Origin of the sequence: Streptomyces diastatochromogenes (assembly GCF_002242805.1) — a bacterium.
Classification (GTDB): Bacteria; Actinomycetota; Actinomycetes; order Streptomycetales; family Streptomycetaceae; genus Streptomyces; species Streptomyces diastatochromogenes.
Genome location: NZ_MCGQ01000019.1, coordinates 1 through 14,809, shown reverse-complemented (window position 1 = coordinate 14,809; position 14,809 = coordinate 1). Strand labels below are relative to the sequence as shown.

The window sequence follows — 14,809 nt, the reverse complement described above, 5'->3', positions numbered from 1 at the left end:
TGCCAACCATCGTCGATGTGCTCGGCGAGCCGGTCGGCGTGGTCGTGGAGTGCGCCGTGCAGGAGGCGGGCGAGCAAGCCCGGTTCCTTGCTCGGGAAGACGGGCAGCGTGAGTTCGTGGGCCCGAATCTGGCCCTTTTGATTTCGACGAGATTCTGGAGCATGGGCGCCCATTGCCATTCGCCATGCGTGACTTGGGCCCAGACGATCGCCGAGGCTGCTAGGTGTCGTGCCCGGTCCCATCGGATGTGATGGCGATGGCTGGGCTCCAGTTGCTGGACAACCACCTCGATGATCTTCCTCCAGTCGTCGGGTCGGAGGGCCCAGTCTTGCAGGCGGGTTCGACGGTGCTGGTAGTTGATGGGTGAGTTGTCTGCCGCGAGTTGGTCGGCGAGGCAGTTGAGCGTATCTGCGTACTTGCGTGCGTTGTCGCCGACCGATTGCCATGGGCGAAGTTGAGCACCCGTGTTGTGGCTGACGGCGGAGGTGAATGCGAGATAGAGGGTCGCTTGTCGGCGGGTGCCGCCGTGTGCCATCTGCACCAGTCGGATGGCGGCGTCGCGGCGGAGAGGATGGATGGGGGCGCCGAGTGCTCGCAGGGGTTCCATCCAGGCGTCAGGAAGGCGTTGAGGGATCGTTGCGGCGTCCAGTTTCCCTTGGTGGGTGGCGGCTTGGGGGAAGAAGGCCAGAAAGTCGGCGCTGACCGGGCGGAGGCCATCGAGGCGAGGTCGGAGCGCGGTGCGGAGACCGTCCGAGCAGTGTGGTTCCAGCTGGAGAAGCTTGAGCCGTCCCGGCCACTGCCTGGTGCAGTGGGAGGGGAGGGCGTCGATGTGCTCGACCCCGTCGGGGCCTGTGAGGACGTGCCTGGCCAGCAGCATGACGGCGGCGCAGGCGAGCGAGTCCGCGGGCGCCGTGTCGAGTGCGCGAGCGACGTGGGTGACCTTCTTCTTTCGCGCGGAGAGTCGGCCAGTCTCACGACTGAGGCCAACTGGCCACTGAGCGGCCAGGTTCGTGCAATTCGGCCACGGGGCCGGAGATCCCACAGTGGCAAGGGACAGCAGTTCGCCGGGGGCAGACAGGAAAGATCCAAGAAGGACTGGCCAACCGGTGCAAGGGCATGTCAACGTAGACGACCTTCAGGAAACCCGCAGGTCAGAGAGGTGATCGCCCGTGACGGTGGCTCCCGTGAGCCCCGGACTCTCCACCACTGTTGAGGCCCTGCGGCTGCGTGAGTGGCAGCTCGGCCCTGGCGAGCCCACGCTCGTTATGGATCAGTTCTGCGCCGACGACTTCAACCTGGTCGTCGACGACCGAGCCGACGTTCACGTCAGCTCGAAGGACGGCCGCTTCTACCTTGGATGGTTTCCACTCGGACGCCCCGGGACTGACGGTGAGGGATGGAAGATCGCCGTTACGGGAACGGCCAAGGTGCGCGGCTACCAGATCTCTTTCGATGTAGAGACGCCGGCCGAGGTCGTCGCCGCCGCGGTGGCACGCGTACTGCAGACGTCCCGGTGTGCGTAGCAGCAACGCATCACTCGGAGGTCCTCCACCGGAGAGTGCCTCCGTTCGTACGGGGGCGTGCAAGCCGCCACACAGCAGGATTCCCGCATGTAAGGAGGCAGTTCGTGGAGAGTACTGAGATGACCGTCGGTGATCTCATCGACCGCTTGTCCGCCTGCGACCACAGCGCACCGGTGCGACACGCGATGAACCCGTTCTTCGCCATGGCGCACCGCCTCGAACAGGTCGTCCAGGTCGCGGACGAGACCGGGCAGGCGGTCGTCTATCTCGCCGAGGGGTGGAGCGAGGACACACAGCTCGGCCATCTCCCGCACGAGGTCGCCGTGCAACTGGCATGGCAGGCTCCCGTCCAGGCGCCCCCGCGCCGTCCCCGCCGCACCGCCGGCGGCAAGTAGATCTCGATCAGCCCTTGGAGGCGCCCCTGAACCCCGGCTTTCCGCTCGACCCGTCCACCCCGAAACACGCTCCGGTCGCGTACTGGGTCGGTCCCCGGCACCTGGCAGGTGACGACGGCCGACTGTACGACGCCGTCGCCGACACGCTCACCGGTCTGGGCTGGACGAGCCTGGTGACCGTCCGAGGACGACAGGAGCCGGACGAGGCGCCGGAGGCCCGTCAGGTCCTGCGCAGCACCGTCCTGCACATCAGCCCCGATACCCTGCGCTGGGCCCAGTGGGTCCTGGCCGACGAGCCGTTCCTCCTGGGGGAGCTGCCGATCGCCTGGCACGTCTGTGCCCGAGCGGACAGGACCAGTCCGCTCGCGCAGTGGTCCGCGTATTTCACCCCCGACGTTCCCGGGGAGGCCGTTGCCGACTTCCTCGTCGCGCTCGACGCCCGCGATCAGCCCGCCGTGCCGTTCGGCGGTCCGGAACTGGTCCTCGACGCCGCTGCCGCGCACGGCTGGCTCTGCGACATTGACCGACCCGGCACCGCGGCGATGGACCCCACGTTCACCTCGCACATCAGCTTCGGCGAGGTGCCGCCCCTCATTCAGGATGCCGATCCGCGTGCCCTGACTGGTGACGTCGGAGAGGAGGGCCCAGCAGGGTGGCAGGCGTGGGCCGAGCCGGCCCTGGGCGCACGATGTCTGTGGGCCGCGTCGTTCGGTTCAAGCGTGCCGCACGACCTCGTCGCGGCGTTCACCCGCTCGGTCAGCTCCAACGCGCCGGTTCTGCGCCGGACGCTGCCAGAAAGCACGAAGGACCGGCTCCTGCGGGCACCCGCGGGCTGACAACCGGAGCCTCCTTCTGCGGCCCAACGTGCCAAGCCCGGCATCTCCGAAGGGAGATGCCGGGCTTTCGCGCGTATACGGGTATGGCCAGGTCCGAAAACGCCTGTGCCCCGACTCCGACGGGGCACAGGCGGCATGGGCTAGTGCCAGCCAGCTGCGGTCGCCTTGGCGAGGGCATTGGCGACGTGGCGACCGACGAGGGCCGGTGAGCCGGAGACGACCAGGAGCAGGCCGCCCTTGCGGATCGCGGTCTGCTTGACGACGCTGTTTCGCCCGCCGAAGGAGAAGGTCAGCAGCTGGCTCCACTGCTCGTCGCCGAGCTGGGGGACGGTCGTCTTCTGTGTGCTGACGTCGATCGGGGTGTCACCGGAGAGGATCTGGTATTTCGGGCAGCCGGTCATGGCGTTGAAGATCCGGCTGGTGCCGTCGGACAGTATGGCGACGGTGTCGCTGTACAGCTCCTCGGAGAGCTCCGAGTCGCTGCTGCCGCCGTAGGTGAAGGTGGCCTTCGCCCGACGGGGAAAGGTGAGCGAGCCTCCGGTGCCCGCGTCGCCGCCCATTTCGTTCAAGGCGGGGCAGCCGAGGACGGCGACGTCGTCGTGCCGGGCCGGACCTTCGGGTTTGCGGGTGAATCCGCTACCGAGGTCGCTCGGGTCGAGCAGCCGAGTTGTCAGTTCGGCGGACGTCAGCGGAGTTTCTCTCTGCTGGGAGGCTGCCGGGCTGCTGGAGTAGGCGGAGGACGACGGGGAGGGCTGTGTGCTGCTGGTGCTGGTCGAGCAGGCGGGCAGGACGAGGGTACTGACGGCGGTGAAGCCGAGGGCGATGGCGACGCGAACGCGCATGGCGGAACTGACCCCTTGGTGATGGGCGTTGGTTGGGCAGGGGGGCCTGGCGGCCCGGTAGGGGGTCGTAGGACGGGTGTCAGTGGCCGAGGTGGCGCAGGCAGTCCTCGAACGTCGCGTGCGTGGCATCCACCGGCGCGGAGTGCCGGTTGTACCAGGCGGTGTCCAGGCGCCTCTCCTGCTGCTCGTGGCCGGCGCGGCAGCGCAGCCAGATCTCATCGCGGGTGGAGATGATGATCCAGTCCCGGTACGTGCCGCACTCGGCGCAGGCGACGATCTCGCCGTCCAGGACGAGGGGCCGCAGCCAGGGCATCATCCGCCCGGCGACCTGGTCGTGACTCGGGATCCGCAGATCCGGCGGAAGGAAGTCGTCCACCTCGGCCACCGGCTCGGCCGGCTGCACACCGGCGTGCGGCGACGGAGGCGTGGGTCGGGGCATGCGCTCCCACATCTCCCACATCTCCTGGTGCCGGCGCTGCATCTCGATGTCGAACGCGTCCTGCTTGCGGCGGCGTATGCGGTGAAACACCCTGGCGTCCTCCTGCGTCTCGTCCTGCTCGCGTCATGATCGTCCCCGAAGGCGTCTGACCTGCTCAACTCACAAAGTCCACAGTCACGACAGGCCCCGCCGAGGCCCAGTTCGGCCCTGCACCTGACGCCCTGTGCGGCTGGCCGGGCGCTCCGCCCCGCGGTCGGCGGTCACCGCGTTGCTGGTGTCGGCGGGCAGGTCCGCGCTCCGGCGCAAGCGCCACACCAGTACGTCGCTGACGGATTCCGCGGTGTCGAGTTCTCTCCGTCCGGCGGCGTCGGCGAGGAGCGCGGTGACGTTGTGGCCGGCGACTTCGGCATCGGCAAGGGTCGCGGCGAGCGCGTACCAGCCGGGCTCGGCCAAGACCTGCTCCGCCAGCTCCGGCACGGCCTCGCGCAGCACGGACGTCTGCCGCTGGAGGAGAGGGCGGCCCAGGCGCCGACCGCGCTGGTAGAGGGCGCCCAGCGGCTGGGCGGCGGCGGCCTGGTAGGCGGCACGCAGATGTTCGGCGGCCTGGCGGGCGGCGGCGGCCTGCTGGGCGTGGCCCTTCTTCGCGTGCCAGTGGATGGCGGCGGTGACGAGGAAGAACAGCATGTCGATCGCCATGGCGGTGGTCGCCCCGTCCTCCCCGCGGCCGAGCGCGGGCCCGCCCCGGACGAGGTCGCGGGCGGCCTGCCGCAGCGCCCGGTCGTGGCCACGCTCGGCTCGCACGTGCGAACGGGATGCCCGTTCGAAGGCGACGGCGGCCTCCCGTAGTTCCGTCCGGGTGTGGGCGGCGGAGGTCTTGGCGAGTGCGTCCAGGACCTCGCCGGCCGAGGCGATGTGAGCGGCGGCGACCGGGTCGTCGCCCTGTTCGATGACGATCAGCGCCTGCCACGCCGCAGAGGCAGTGCCTCGGCGAGCGGCGGCCGGGCCGCCCGGCACCGTGCGCGACGGCGAACCGACTGAAGCGCCGGCCTGGTCGCCGTCGGCGGACCAGCGCTCGCGGATGCGGGGCAGCGACAGGTCCGGGGCAAGTCTGGACCCCGAATAGAAGACGGGTTCGCCGTCCTTGTTGCAGTCGTCGGGGAGCGCGACGGTGTAGCCGAGCAGATCACCGGACGGGGCGATGCGCCGCCGGATGAGCAGGCCGGCGGCGGCGAGCCGGTCGAAGAACTCCTCCTCGCCGGTGGCTCCGGCCACAGCACGGCGGATGGTCTCGCGCAGCTCCTCGCGCGGGGTACGTTCCCGTTGCTGCCGTTCGGCCTTGTGGCGCTCTGCACTGGTGGGCCGCTGGGCGGCGGTCCCGTCCCCGGTGTTGAGCCGCTTGAGGCCGTACTCGGCTTCGATCAGACGGGCTTCGGCCTGAGCACGGCCCGCGTCGTTGTTCAGGCGGGGCCTTCGGCCGTCCTCGCGGACGAGGGTGGCGATGATGTGGATGTGGTCGTTGGCGTGGCGGACGGCCGCCCAGCGGCAGGCGGCGTCATCGCCGTCGGGGGCGATGCCGGTCGCTGCGACCATGCGCCGGGCAATCTCGCCCCACTGCTCGTCGGACAGCACCGGGTCCTCGGGCGCGGCGCGCACCGACAGGTGCCACACGTGCTTGGCCGGGCGACGGCTGGGGACGAGGGCCTCGACCGGCTGGTCGAGGAGCTTCTGCAACTCCGTGTAGGTCGCCTGCGGGTTGCGGCCGGGGTCCGGGGCCAGGCTGTCCCAGGCTGCCACGAGGTGCGGGTCGATGTGTTCCTCGTGCGTGCCGGGTCCGTACAGGTAGTACAGCAGTCCGATGGTGCGCGTTCCGCGCTTGTGGACTCTGGGGATCATGCGGAGTGGTTCTCGGTGTCCAGGCAGTGCTGGGTGAAGGTCTCCACACGCTTGGCGGCGCGGTGGACGGCGTCGAGGACGGCTCGGGTGTGCGGGACGTCGGCGCCAGCGTTGGTGGCCTTGGCCACCTGGTTGAGGTTGTTGCCTATCTGGCCGAGGTGCCGGCGAATGGCGAACAGCTCGGTCAGCACTTCTCGTTCGGTGGCGATCTCGGCAGCGGTGCGGTCGAGGTCACGGGCGGCTTTGAGGGCGGCGTGGGCGAGGAAACTGGCGACGCTCATGCGGCAGGCGGACGCGGCGCGCACGAGGAGTTGGTACTCGTCGTCGTTCATACGGCAGCTGGGCTGGCGCATGCGCTTGTGCTCGTCGCGCAGGCGCTCACGCTGGCGCACGTGCGGCTTCGGCGGCGCGGCGTGCTCGCAGTGCGCGGTGTGGCAGGTGTGCCGCTGTTCCCCTTCCGGATGCGGTCCGCCCTCGGCCGCATTCTGGTGGACCGGTGCCCCCTGGTGCCGGTCCGCTCCCGCCGCTCCTGGGGTGGGGGAGGCAAGAGCATTGCTCCCGGCGGGAGCAATGCTCTTGCGATAACTTGCTCGCCCCGAGACCGAGTTGAGGTTCCGAGCAGCGGTCGGGGTGGTGCCATTCTCGTTCGGGTTCGTCATCGGCTGTCGGGCCTCGCTGTGCGGAGCTGGCGCTGGATGGTGGCGGCCAGATCGAGGACGTCGGCCGGTCCTTCGAGGAGCTGGACGGATCCGTGCGGCTCGTGCTGGACGAGCCACTGGCCGGTTGGTACGCGCACGATGGCGTGCATGAGGTGCCGGTGGACCAGGACGGTGGCCCAGGCAGCTGCCTCAGCGTCCATGTGCGAGGACGGAAGAGTGGGACGGGGCATCACGTGGCGCCTCTCGGTACGGGGCGGTGGCCCGGCGTGCGCCGGGCCACCGCAGATGACAGGGGAGTGACCTGCTGGTTTGCGGGTCAGCCGCACTCGGGGCAGCGTCCTACGTGGCCGCTGAGCGCCCGAGCCATCCGCGCCTTCGTCGAAGCGGCATACGTCGCACTGGACTTCGCCGACGGCTTGCCGGCGTGCCGCTCGGAGTGGGCGCTCAGGTAGCCGATCTCCCGCTCGTACTCCTTACGGAGGGCAGTGAACTGCGGGCAGGTCCTCATCGGGTGGTGTTCCTTGTCGGGGTGGTGTCCGGGCTGCGCAAGGCCGCCAGGACCAGGCTGAGTCGGTCGTTTCGGCCGCCAGGGAGTTTTTCGCGCCGGATGATCTCCCTGAGCTGGACCCGGGTCACGGCCTCGTTGCCGTCCCGTTCGAGCAGGGCGGGCACGTGGGGGCGGATTAGTTCGACCAGCTGGTCGACGTCCTGCTCGGGCTCGCGCGGCGGACGCTGAGCCTGCGGGCCGCGGGACCGGCCACTGTGCCTACCCTTCCCCTTCTCTTTCGGGGGCGGCGTCCGGCGTAGGGGGACCTTGTGGACCCGGTCCCCGGTGGTGTCGGTCCCCGGGTGGGCTGGTCCCCGGTCCCCGGGGTCGGTCCCCGAGTCGGCTGGTCCTCCGTCCCCGGTGGTGTCAGTCCCCGACTCGGCGGTCCCTGGTACCCGGTGCGGCTCAGGGCCTTGTGCAGGCGCTTCATCCACACGGAGGCCGGTCCCCGAGCGGTTTTCGTGTTCCTCACTGGGCGCCGGGTTCCCAGTCTCGGTCCCCGGCTTGTCATCCCCGGGACTCGAGTTTCGGTCCCCAGCCCCCTCCTCGGTCCCCGCTTCTCGGTCCCCGGTCCCCACGTGGCGCTCGGCGTTCTCGGTCCCCGGTCCCCAGTGGGGTTGCAGTCCCCGGTCCCCGTTCCGGGGACCGTCGATGGGGACCGAGCTGCTCTCGACGCTCGTGGCGGGGACCGTGGTGGCCGTCTCGCCGGTGTGGAGTGGGGACCACGGGGAGGGCAGCGGGACCGTGGCGAGCGCGAGTGCGTGCCGGCGGGCCGCGAGCTGGGCGAGCAGCTCGGCGCGCTGGTCCGGGTCGGTGCCGACCGAGGCCCGGCCGATCGCCTTCGACAGCTGCCGGGTCAGGCGCCGCCCGCGTCGGCTCTGCCGCTGCTCGGCTGTGAGTTCGGCGAGCCGGGTGGCGAGGGCCACGGCGCGGGCGGTGGCGCGGTCACGGGTGATTTGCGCGGCGTCGCGGTCACGGGCGGCGATGCCGAGTCGGGACAGCAGCCGTTCGCGTGCTTCTCGCCCGAGGGTTGCCATCAGGCCGTGGGAGGCGGCGCCGGGTGTGCGTAGCCGCAGTTCGATGCCCATGGCCAGGTGCCAGAGCATGGCTGCCATGACCGGTCCGACGAAGGCGCGGACGGTGCCCCCGACGGGGCCGCTCTCGGCGTAGGCGGGAATCACCTGGACTCCGGTGATGACCCACACCAGGGTTCCCGGCAGCCCCGGGGCGCCCTGGGTTGTCAGGTTCTGTCGGGCCATCAGCGCGGTCGCGAACAGGCCCAGTTCCGCGGCGGCGAACATGCTGGCGCGTTCGGCGGTGCCGGCGATGTCGAGGTAGTCGGCGGCGAAGCGCCAGGAGGTGTCGGCGCTGTAGGCGGTGCAGCCGAGCGCGGCCAGGGCGGAGACCACGACCGCGGCACTGCCGAGTCGTTTCTGCGGGTTCCGTGCCCGTCTCCGGAATGCCCAGCCGGCCAGGGCCAGGGCCAGCGCGGTGGCAGGGACGCCGAGAACGAGGAGGAGGGGCAGGTCGGGGCCGGCACCGAGGGACAGGACAGGGCGGGTCATGCGGCCTTTCCGAGAGGGGCGTGCGCCGAGGCCAACACCACCGGGCGGGAGACGGGCTGCCGTGTGGCGGGCCGGGCGGCTACGGATCGGCTGCTTTTGCCGGGCGCGGTCTTCTTCGCGTTCTTCCGCCGGGGCACGCCGAGGGTGCGGTCGCGGTCGAAGACCTTGTTGGCGGCCTGCCGCAGCAGGTCCCTGGCATGCTTGGCGCTGATCTGCAGGGCGGCGGCGAGCCGGTCGGGTCGCCATCCGCGAACGAAGGCGTGGTCGATGACGACCTGGCGCTCGGCCTCGGTGAGGTGGACGTCGCGGCCGTTGAAGAACGCGATCACACGGCTGTAGTCGAGGCGGCGGGGCAGTCCGTCGTGCCAGGGGCGGCGCTCGGCTGCGGTCAGCCCGCCCCAGACACCCTCTTTGAGGTCGTTCTCCAGGGCGTAGTTGAGGCATTCGCGGCGGACCGGACACAGGCCGCACAGCTCCTTGGCGTCGGCGATGGCCTCATGGTCCCGGGGCAGAGGGAAGAAGGTGGCGTCGGCGTCCTCGGGGTCCATGCCGTGGCACGCGCCGCGGGGCTGCCAGTTGGTGTCGCCGATACCACGCAGGCCGGTGGCGGGCGAGGTGTGGGTGGTGATGTGGCGCAAGGGGGTCTCCGTTGTGCTGCCGAGTCGGCCGGTCGGGGCCGGCAGTGGGTGGACGCGGCGTCGGGTGCCTGCTGCGACGCTGAGGCGGTGCGCTGCAGCAGGGGCGGGACGGTGGTGTTTGCGCGGGTGCACCGGCGGGGTGCACCACGAGGCGGCAGGTCAGGCCATCGCGGGCTGGTGGGTCTGCTGGGCCGCGGCGAGGTCGCGGCGGCAGTGGTGCGGGGTAGCACGCGGTACGTTGCCGCGGGCCACGCCGTCGAGACCGATGCGTCGGCGGCGGCACGGCTCGCCAACTCGGGCCTGGCACCACTCGCAGCGGACCGAGAGCGCGTCGGGCTCGCCCTGGGCGATGGCCGCCTCCCGTGCCGCGCGGGCGCGCCGGTAGGGCGCGAGGGCGGCACGGGCCTCCGGCGGAATGCAGGATCCGACCTCCCGCAGCCGCGCCTCCAGCTGCGGGTCGATCCGGCGCCCGGCGAGCTGCCGGTACTGCATGGGCTGGGCGGTGCCGGTGGCTACGGCGCGTCGGGTGCCGACCAGCTCGGCGGCCCAGGCCGTCTGGTCGTCCGGGTCCACGGACGGGGTCGGGTCGGTGTGGCGCTGGAGGCGGTCGCGCCGGTAGCTCTCCCACGGGCGGGCAATGTCGGCAGGCAGGATCTGGTACGGCGAGACCCGGATGTGCTGGCGAGCTGCGATGCGGGCGTCCCAGCCGTGCGGCGTGGCCAGTGGTACGTCGCCGAGCAGCTCGTGCCACTGGGCGAGCTGGTCGCGGGCCTCGCCCTGGTCGGTGCGGATGGTGCGGGGGTCGAGTCGGCCGATGTAGGCCAGCAGGGCGGCGATTTCGCGGCGGTCCATGGCTACTCCGTTCCGGTCGGCTCGTCGAGGGCGGCGAGAAGGGCGGCGGTGTGGGCCTCGGCGCGGGTCATGCCGCCCTTCGGGGCGGAGCCGCTGCAGGGCACGGCGTAGAGGTTCGGTCGGGCCGGGGCGTGCTCACGGGCGACCCAGGAGCGCCAGTCAGCAGCCCAGGCAGCCGCCGGACGCGGCTGGAACTCAGCACGGTGGGCGCGCCACTTCGCATCGGCCGCCTGCAGCCCTTCCTCGCCGAGACGGTCGAGGTGCCCGTGCTGGCGGGCCCAGGCATGGGTGGCTAGGTCGACCTGCCACTCGCCAGCCGAGGTGACGGCAGCACCACTACTGCTGTACCTACGGTTCACCTTCGGTTCACTACGGTTCTGGGGTCCGGTTTTCGGTACATCGCTGTACCGGTTTTCGGCACGCCGATGTGCCGGTTTTCGTCGGGAGGTACCGGAATCCGGACCTGCCGATTTCCGGTACGTGCTCGCGGATTCCGGTACCTCGCGGGGCCGGATGCTGTACCGCCGTAGGGCAGAGATTCGGAGCGTCTGGTCGGTCGTGGGCTCCTCCGTCGATGCGGCCATGTCGTCGGCATCCTGGTCCTTCGCGGCCTCGGTGATGGTCTGAGCCGCGAGGGGGAGGCGGTAGACGGTGCTGCGCTGAGGACCGGTGAGGTCGTCAAGCTGCTCCAATTCGCCACTGTCGAGCAGCCGATCGAGAGCCTCGCGCACCGTGGACCGGGAGGCGTTCACGCGCTTCGCCAAGCCGGCCAGAGAAGCCCAGGCGATGCACTGCTCGTCGGCCGCCCGGTCAGCGATCGACAGCAAGACGAGGCGCGCGGTTCCCTTACTGGTGCTGTGCTCCCACACCCAGTCGCGGGCATCGCTGCTCATCGGCCGCTCCCGCTCACCAAGCGAGCCCGGCGGTTCGCCGAGGCCGTGTTGGTGCACGCAACGTCGACGGGAGGAACCACCGAGGTGGAGGTGGCTGCCACGCAGGCCGGGCAGTCCCGCCTTTTGCGCAGGGCAGGAGGCATGCAACAATCTCCTTTGCAGTGTTGCCACGCTGATGCGCCCCGTGGAAAGGGATCAGCGCGGTGATGGTGGGCAATCTCCGCCCTAGCCGGGGCGGTACGTGTCGCTACGCGTTCGGCGTCCGGGAGTAGCCGCTCTCGGGCGCCGTCGCTATATGCGGACCTACGCGAGTTGGTCGGTAGCTGCCGTGCTCCTCACTTTCGTAAATCCGAGCGGGTTGCCCGAGGGACGACGAACATACGCACGGACCCGCGTCAAGATCCAGAGTTGATTCTTAAACTCTGTAGTAGTTGCACAACGTGACGAGCCGACAGGTTTTTCTCACAGTCCTTGGCGCGCCCGGAGGAAGGCCACTTCGAGGCATCCGGGAGTCCGTTGCCGCGTTTACCCAGGATGCTTGAAGTGCGCCAATGTAAGGCGGTCGCTTGGGCTTTCTTGCGCTGACATAGCGACGCTGATTGAGACCGCGGCACTGTCTGCCCTGCACTGTCCGATCAAGATCAAGGTAAGCCCTGCATCGCCAGGCGGGATGTGGGTTGCTGCGTGCTAGCCGTGTGCGCTCCTCGTCCCGCGCAGTTGTGCCGACGAGCGGATGCGGCGGGCCGTGACGAGGGCAGCAAGCTCAGTGCCCCGAGCGACTCGGAGATGATCTTCACTGCCACTCCCTGGTGTCTTGCGTTGCGGCGGTCTACTGAACCGGCTGGTCAGAGGGATTTAAGTCAAGCCTCGCTGGTGGCGCAACGGCGATCTTTTGCCGGTTTTGGCTGGATAAGTCATCGGGGCGACACGTGATGGGGTGTATGCCTAGCGCTCCCCAAGTGGCGTGCCCCGTAAGGGGAATGGCGGCTGCTGAGAGACCTGAAATGGCATTAGGTGAACTGGTCTAGACCGGCATGTGCGGTCGCCCGACGAAAAGCGGCAACGTTTTGCCGATTTCCCTACCGCTCTCGCTTTGGATCGAGCGGGGTGTCCGTTTCAGGCACGAACATACCGTGATGTCGGGCGACTTTTGTTCGACATTGAACCAGGAGTAGGGGTGTCTTTTGCGTGCATAGGGCACCTGGTCAAGATCATTTCGATATTGCGTATTGTTCCTCCGGGAGACGACGGGGCGAGGGTCCAGTGCAGGCACTGGACCCTTCGTATGCCCGGAGAAAGGAAGTCTCCTTAGAGATGCGAAGACAGGGTTTCCCGTGGGCACAATCGAACATGACTTCAGCGGCAACGAGGCTGCGGACGAGGGGGTCTCAGGGGAGGGCGGCAGCGGACAGCAGCTGGCCGGCCAGTACATGGGGTTCGGTGCGCTGCTGCGCAGGTGGCGCAAGGCCGCAGGCGTCACCCAGGCGAGGACGGCCAAAGCCTTGGGCATGTCCGAGCGTACGTACCGCAAGATCGAACGCGGCGCGACGCCACCCCGACTGTCTCGTACGCAGTGCGAGTCCCTGGTGACCCTGCTCGGCCTCGACCGTGACGAACGTCATGCTCTCCTGCTGTACAACATCGGCTCGACCCTCGTGCCGCCGAGCGGCGCGGGCCAGCCCGAGTTGCAGCAGGCGCTACGGCTACTCATCGACCGGCAAATGCCCAGCCCCGCCTACCTGTGCGACCAGCACTGGAACATCCTCGCCTTCAACACTGCCATGGCCGAGTGGTGGCCGTGGGTGATGGAGCCGGGTGCGAATCTCATCCGCTGGGCACTGACCGCCTCCGAGGCGCGCTTTCAGTACCAGGACTGGGACCAGCATGCCTCGGCCTACGTGAAGATCCTTAAGTTCGCCCAGGCCATCAGGCCCAACGATGTCGAGCTGCGCCAACTGATCGACGAGGTCAAGAAGGACCCCGACGTGCGGCACGTGTGGGAGACCGAGCACGACATGGGCGAGAGCCGCGACGGCCATGTCTTCCGGATGAACATTCCCACGCTGGACTGGGAGACCATCGAGGTCGTTAGCCACGTCCTCTACCCAGCATCCATGCCGGACTGCCGCTTCGTCGTGATCACCTGGGTCGAGGGCAATGAGGACGACGAGCGCGACGCGCTCGGAGGCATGCGCAACGCCTGGGCAGCCACAACGGCGAACCAGAACGACGTAGCGACGGCGCAGCGACATGCACACAACCGCGCGGCCGAGGACGCCGCCACCCGTTGGCGGCGGGAAGCGGCGGCCCTCGCCTCCCGTACCGTCGTGGCCACATCGGAGCAAGCAGCAGCACAGGCCGGGGCAAAGGGTGTACCACTACCAGCTATCAGCCAGATCTTGGGCGCCGATACCCAGCTGACGCTCTCGCCGGACAAGCGCATCGTGGTTTGGGCCGTAGAAGAGGCGATCGGATGCTGGTCCGTCACCCACGTCTCGCCGGCCACGGTGATCGCCCGAGTTCCCAGGGCCACCCTGGCGGATGCCCGTCTCGTCGAAATGCGCCAACTGGTCCGCGCCGCCCTGCCGGCCGACCCCTCGGCGGCAGCAGTGCGCATCGGCCAGCTCCTCGACGAGCGTGACACCGAGCAGCGCGTACTGCGCGATGTCCTGGACGCAATCCAGGCAATCGACACCCAGGCGCCCTGATGCTCCAGCGGCGAGCCAGCAGCCCTGGTTGGCATCGCCGTGAGTCGAGCCGTAAGGCGGCGCCCGGCGTGGGCGCCGGAGCTGCACCCCACCCCCACACACAGAAGGTTCATCCAGTGATCAAGTACACCTACCCCCTCCCGCTGCGCTGGGCCGATGCAGACGCGTATGGGCATGTCAACAACGCGAAGTTCCTCCAGTACATGGAGGAGGCACGCACGCGGATGTTTCAGGAGATGCTGCCCGCAGACGAGGCCGGCCGCCGCCAGCATGCATTCGTCGTCGGTCGGTCCGTCGTTGACTACCGCGCTCCGCTGCCCTACCGCGATGCGCCCGTTGACGTGAACGTTTGGGTCGTTGCCTGCCGTGGGGCCCGGCTCGAACTCGGCTACGAGATCCGGGATGCTGACCAGATGTACGCCGAAGCCACGACCACGATGGCTGCATACAACCTGGACACCGGCCGCCCGCGGCGCATCTCCGAGGCCGAGTTGGACTTCCTCGCCCGTTACACCGATTCCTGAGGGTGCCGCCTGCGGTGACCCGCGGCAGTTGGTCGCGCTCCGGGGCCCTGGCTGGTCTCTTCAAGCCACGGCTCCGGGTGCCGTCGCAACGAAGTGATGACGGAAGACGGCATCGAGCACGGCGTGACCCCGTACGACGCGGCCGCCCGGGAGGCCGCGAAGAGCTGGGAATCACTCCTCACATCGGCCGCCTGCTGGTCCACGCTGGATCACGGTCGCCGGGAAGGGAGCACAGGCCCTGTACGTCTTCGACGGCGGCGCCCTCAGCCACGAGGATCAGGACGCGATCACACTGCAGAGAAGCGAACTCAGCGAGTACCGCTTCTGTGGGCCTGAGGGCATGGAGGCCGGCCTCATCCCGCCGCACCTGACAGAAGTGTGGGACCAGGCGCTCATCGCGCACACCGAGAACCGGATCACGTACGCCTGCGCGACCGTGTGATCAACTTCCGCTGGGCCCGGGGCCGGGTCTCGATATCCCCTGATACGCCGGGT

Annotated in this window: 15 protein-coding genes; 5 read left to right on the top strand and 10 right to left on the bottom strand. The window is 69.3% G+C overall.

Features of this window, described 5'->3' with window-relative positions; genetic code table 11:
* The first annotated feature begins 1,169 nt into the window (after window positions 1-1,169).
* The 3 genes from BEK98_RS22755 to BEK98_RS22745 all read left to right on the top strand — a co-directional run bounded on the left by BEK98_RS22755 (window position 1,170) and on the right by BEK98_RS22745 (window position 2,754).
* A complete protein-coding gene (locus BEK98_RS22755; protein ID WP_094218493.1) occupies window positions 1,170-1,523 on the top strand; it encodes an SPDY domain-containing protein in 354 nt (117 codons plus the stop codon).
* A 104-nt stretch (window positions 1,524-1,627) separates the two neighbouring features.
* Window positions 1,628-1,918, top strand: a complete 291-nt coding sequence (locus tag BEK98_RS22750; RefSeq protein WP_094218492.1) for a hypothetical protein — start codon at window positions 1,628-1,630, stop codon at window positions 1,916-1,918.
* Window positions 1,919-1,932: 14 nt separating this feature from the next.
* Complete coding sequence (locus BEK98_RS22745) at window positions 1,933-2,754, top strand: SPDY domain-containing protein (RefSeq protein ID WP_094218491.1); 822 nt, start codon at window positions 1,933-1,935, stop codon at window positions 2,752-2,754.
* A 140-nt stretch (window positions 2,755-2,894) separates the two neighbouring features.
* Here the strand turns inward: BEK98_RS22745 and BEK98_RS22740 are convergent, their stop codons facing one another.
* The 10 genes from BEK98_RS22740 to BEK98_RS22695 all read right to left on the bottom strand — a co-directional run bounded on the left by BEK98_RS22740 (window position 2,895) and on the right by BEK98_RS22695 (window position 11,082).
* Complete coding sequence (locus BEK98_RS22740) at window positions 2,895-3,596, bottom strand: hypothetical protein (RefSeq protein ID WP_094218490.1); 702 nt, start codon at window positions 3,594-3,596, stop codon at window positions 2,895-2,897.
* 79 nt (window positions 3,597-3,675) lie between these two features.
* Window positions 3,676-4,035 (bottom strand): hypothetical protein, encoded by a 360-nt coding sequence (locus tag BEK98_RS22735; RefSeq protein ID WP_094218533.1) that lies wholly within the window; start codon window positions 4,033-4,035, stop codon window positions 3,676-3,678.
* A 174-nt stretch (window positions 4,036-4,209) separates the two neighbouring features.
* Entirely contained in the window at window positions 4,210-5,928 is a 1,719-nt protein-coding gene (locus BEK98_RS22730) for a relaxase/mobilization nuclease domain-containing protein (protein WP_094218489.1), read from the bottom strand.
* Complete coding sequence (locus tag BEK98_RS50085; protein WP_244201935.1) at window positions 5,925-6,320, bottom strand: plasmid mobilization protein; 396 nt, start codon at window positions 6,318-6,320, stop codon at window positions 5,925-5,927. The genes BEK98_RS22730 and BEK98_RS50085 overlap by 4 nt, the downstream gene beginning before the upstream one ends.
* Before the next feature lie 263 nt (window positions 6,321-6,583).
* A complete protein-coding gene (locus BEK98_RS22720) occupies window positions 6,584-6,787 on the bottom strand; it encodes a hypothetical protein (protein WP_341868981.1) in 204 nt (67 codons plus the stop codon).
* A gap of 116 nt (window positions 6,788-6,903) precedes the next feature.
* On the bottom strand, window positions 6,904-7,095 hold the full coding sequence (locus BEK98_RS22715) for a hypothetical protein (RefSeq protein ID WP_094218487.1): 192 nt from the start codon (window positions 7,093-7,095) through the stop codon (window positions 6,904-6,906).
* Window positions 7,092-8,699 (bottom strand): hypothetical protein, encoded by a 1,608-nt coding sequence (locus tag BEK98_RS22710; protein WP_094218486.1) that lies wholly within the window; start codon window positions 8,697-8,699, stop codon window positions 7,092-7,094. Before BEK98_RS22710 ends, BEK98_RS22715 begins: the two co-directional genes overlap by 4 nt.
* Window positions 8,696-9,337 (bottom strand): WhiB family transcriptional regulator, encoded by a 642-nt coding sequence (locus tag BEK98_RS22705; protein ID WP_094218485.1) that lies wholly within the window; start codon window positions 9,335-9,337, stop codon window positions 8,696-8,698. Before BEK98_RS22705 ends, BEK98_RS22710 begins: the two co-directional genes overlap by 4 nt.
* 159 nt (window positions 9,338-9,496) lie before the next feature.
* Window positions 9,497-10,189 (bottom strand): zinc finger domain-containing protein, encoded by a 693-nt coding sequence (locus BEK98_RS22700; RefSeq protein ID WP_094218484.1) that lies wholly within the window; start codon window positions 10,187-10,189, stop codon window positions 9,497-9,499.
* Window positions 10,190-10,191: 2 nt separating this feature from the next.
* On the bottom strand, window positions 10,192-11,082 hold the full coding sequence (locus BEK98_RS22695) for a helix-turn-helix domain-containing protein (protein ID WP_094218483.1): 891 nt from the start codon (window positions 11,080-11,082) through the stop codon (window positions 10,192-10,194).
* A gap of 1,334 nt (window positions 11,083-12,416) precedes the next feature.
* Here BEK98_RS22695 and BEK98_RS22690 point away from each other — a divergent pair.
* Both BEK98_RS22690 and BEK98_RS22685 read left to right on the top strand, forming a co-directional pair.
* Window positions 12,417-13,790 carry a helix-turn-helix transcriptional regulator gene (locus BEK98_RS22690; protein ID WP_244201934.1) on the top strand — a complete coding sequence of 458 codons (1,374 nt, stop codon included), beginning with the start codon at window positions 12,417-12,419 and terminating at the stop codon, window positions 13,788-13,790.
* A 116-nt stretch (window positions 13,791-13,906) separates the two neighbouring features.
* The gene (locus BEK98_RS22685; protein WP_094218482.1) at window positions 13,907-14,314 is read left to right on the top strand and encodes an acyl-CoA thioesterase; all 408 of its coding nucleotides are present in this window, start codon (window positions 13,907-13,909) and stop codon (window positions 14,312-14,314) included.
* Window positions 14,315-14,809: the final 495 nt, after the last annotated feature.

Excerpts from the sequence above, each read along its gene's own strand:
- BEK98_RS22740 (WP_094218490.1), bottom strand. The coding sequence starts at position 3,596 with ATGCGCGTTCGCGTCGCCATCGCCCTCGGCTTCACCGCCGTCAGTACC.
- BEK98_RS22735 (WP_094218533.1), bottom strand. The coding sequence starts at position 4,035 with ATGCCCCGACCCACGCCTCCGTCGCCGCACGCCGGTGTGCAGCCGGCC.
- BEK98_RS22730 (WP_094218489.1), bottom strand. The coding sequence starts at position 5,928 with ATGATCCCCAGAGTCCACAAGCGCGGAACGCGCACCATCGGACTGCTG.
- BEK98_RS22720 (WP_341868981.1), bottom strand. The coding sequence starts at position 6,787 with ATGGACGCTGAGGCAGCTGCCTGGGCCACCGTCCTGGTCCACCGGCAC.
- BEK98_RS22715 (WP_094218487.1), bottom strand. The coding sequence starts at position 7,095 with ATGAGGACCTGCCCGCAGTTCACTGCCCTCCGTAAGGAGTACGAGCGG.
- BEK98_RS22710 (WP_094218486.1), bottom strand. The coding sequence starts at position 8,699 with ATGACCCGCCCTGTCCTGTCCCTCGGTGCCGGCCCCGACCTGCCCCTC.
- BEK98_RS22700 (WP_094218484.1), bottom strand. The coding sequence starts at position 10,189 with ATGGACCGCCGCGAAATCGCCGCCCTGCTGGCCTACATCGGCCGACTC.
- BEK98_RS22695 (WP_094218483.1), bottom strand. The coding sequence starts at position 11,082 with ATGAGCAGCGATGCCCGCGACTGGGTGTGGGAGCACAGCACCAGTAAG.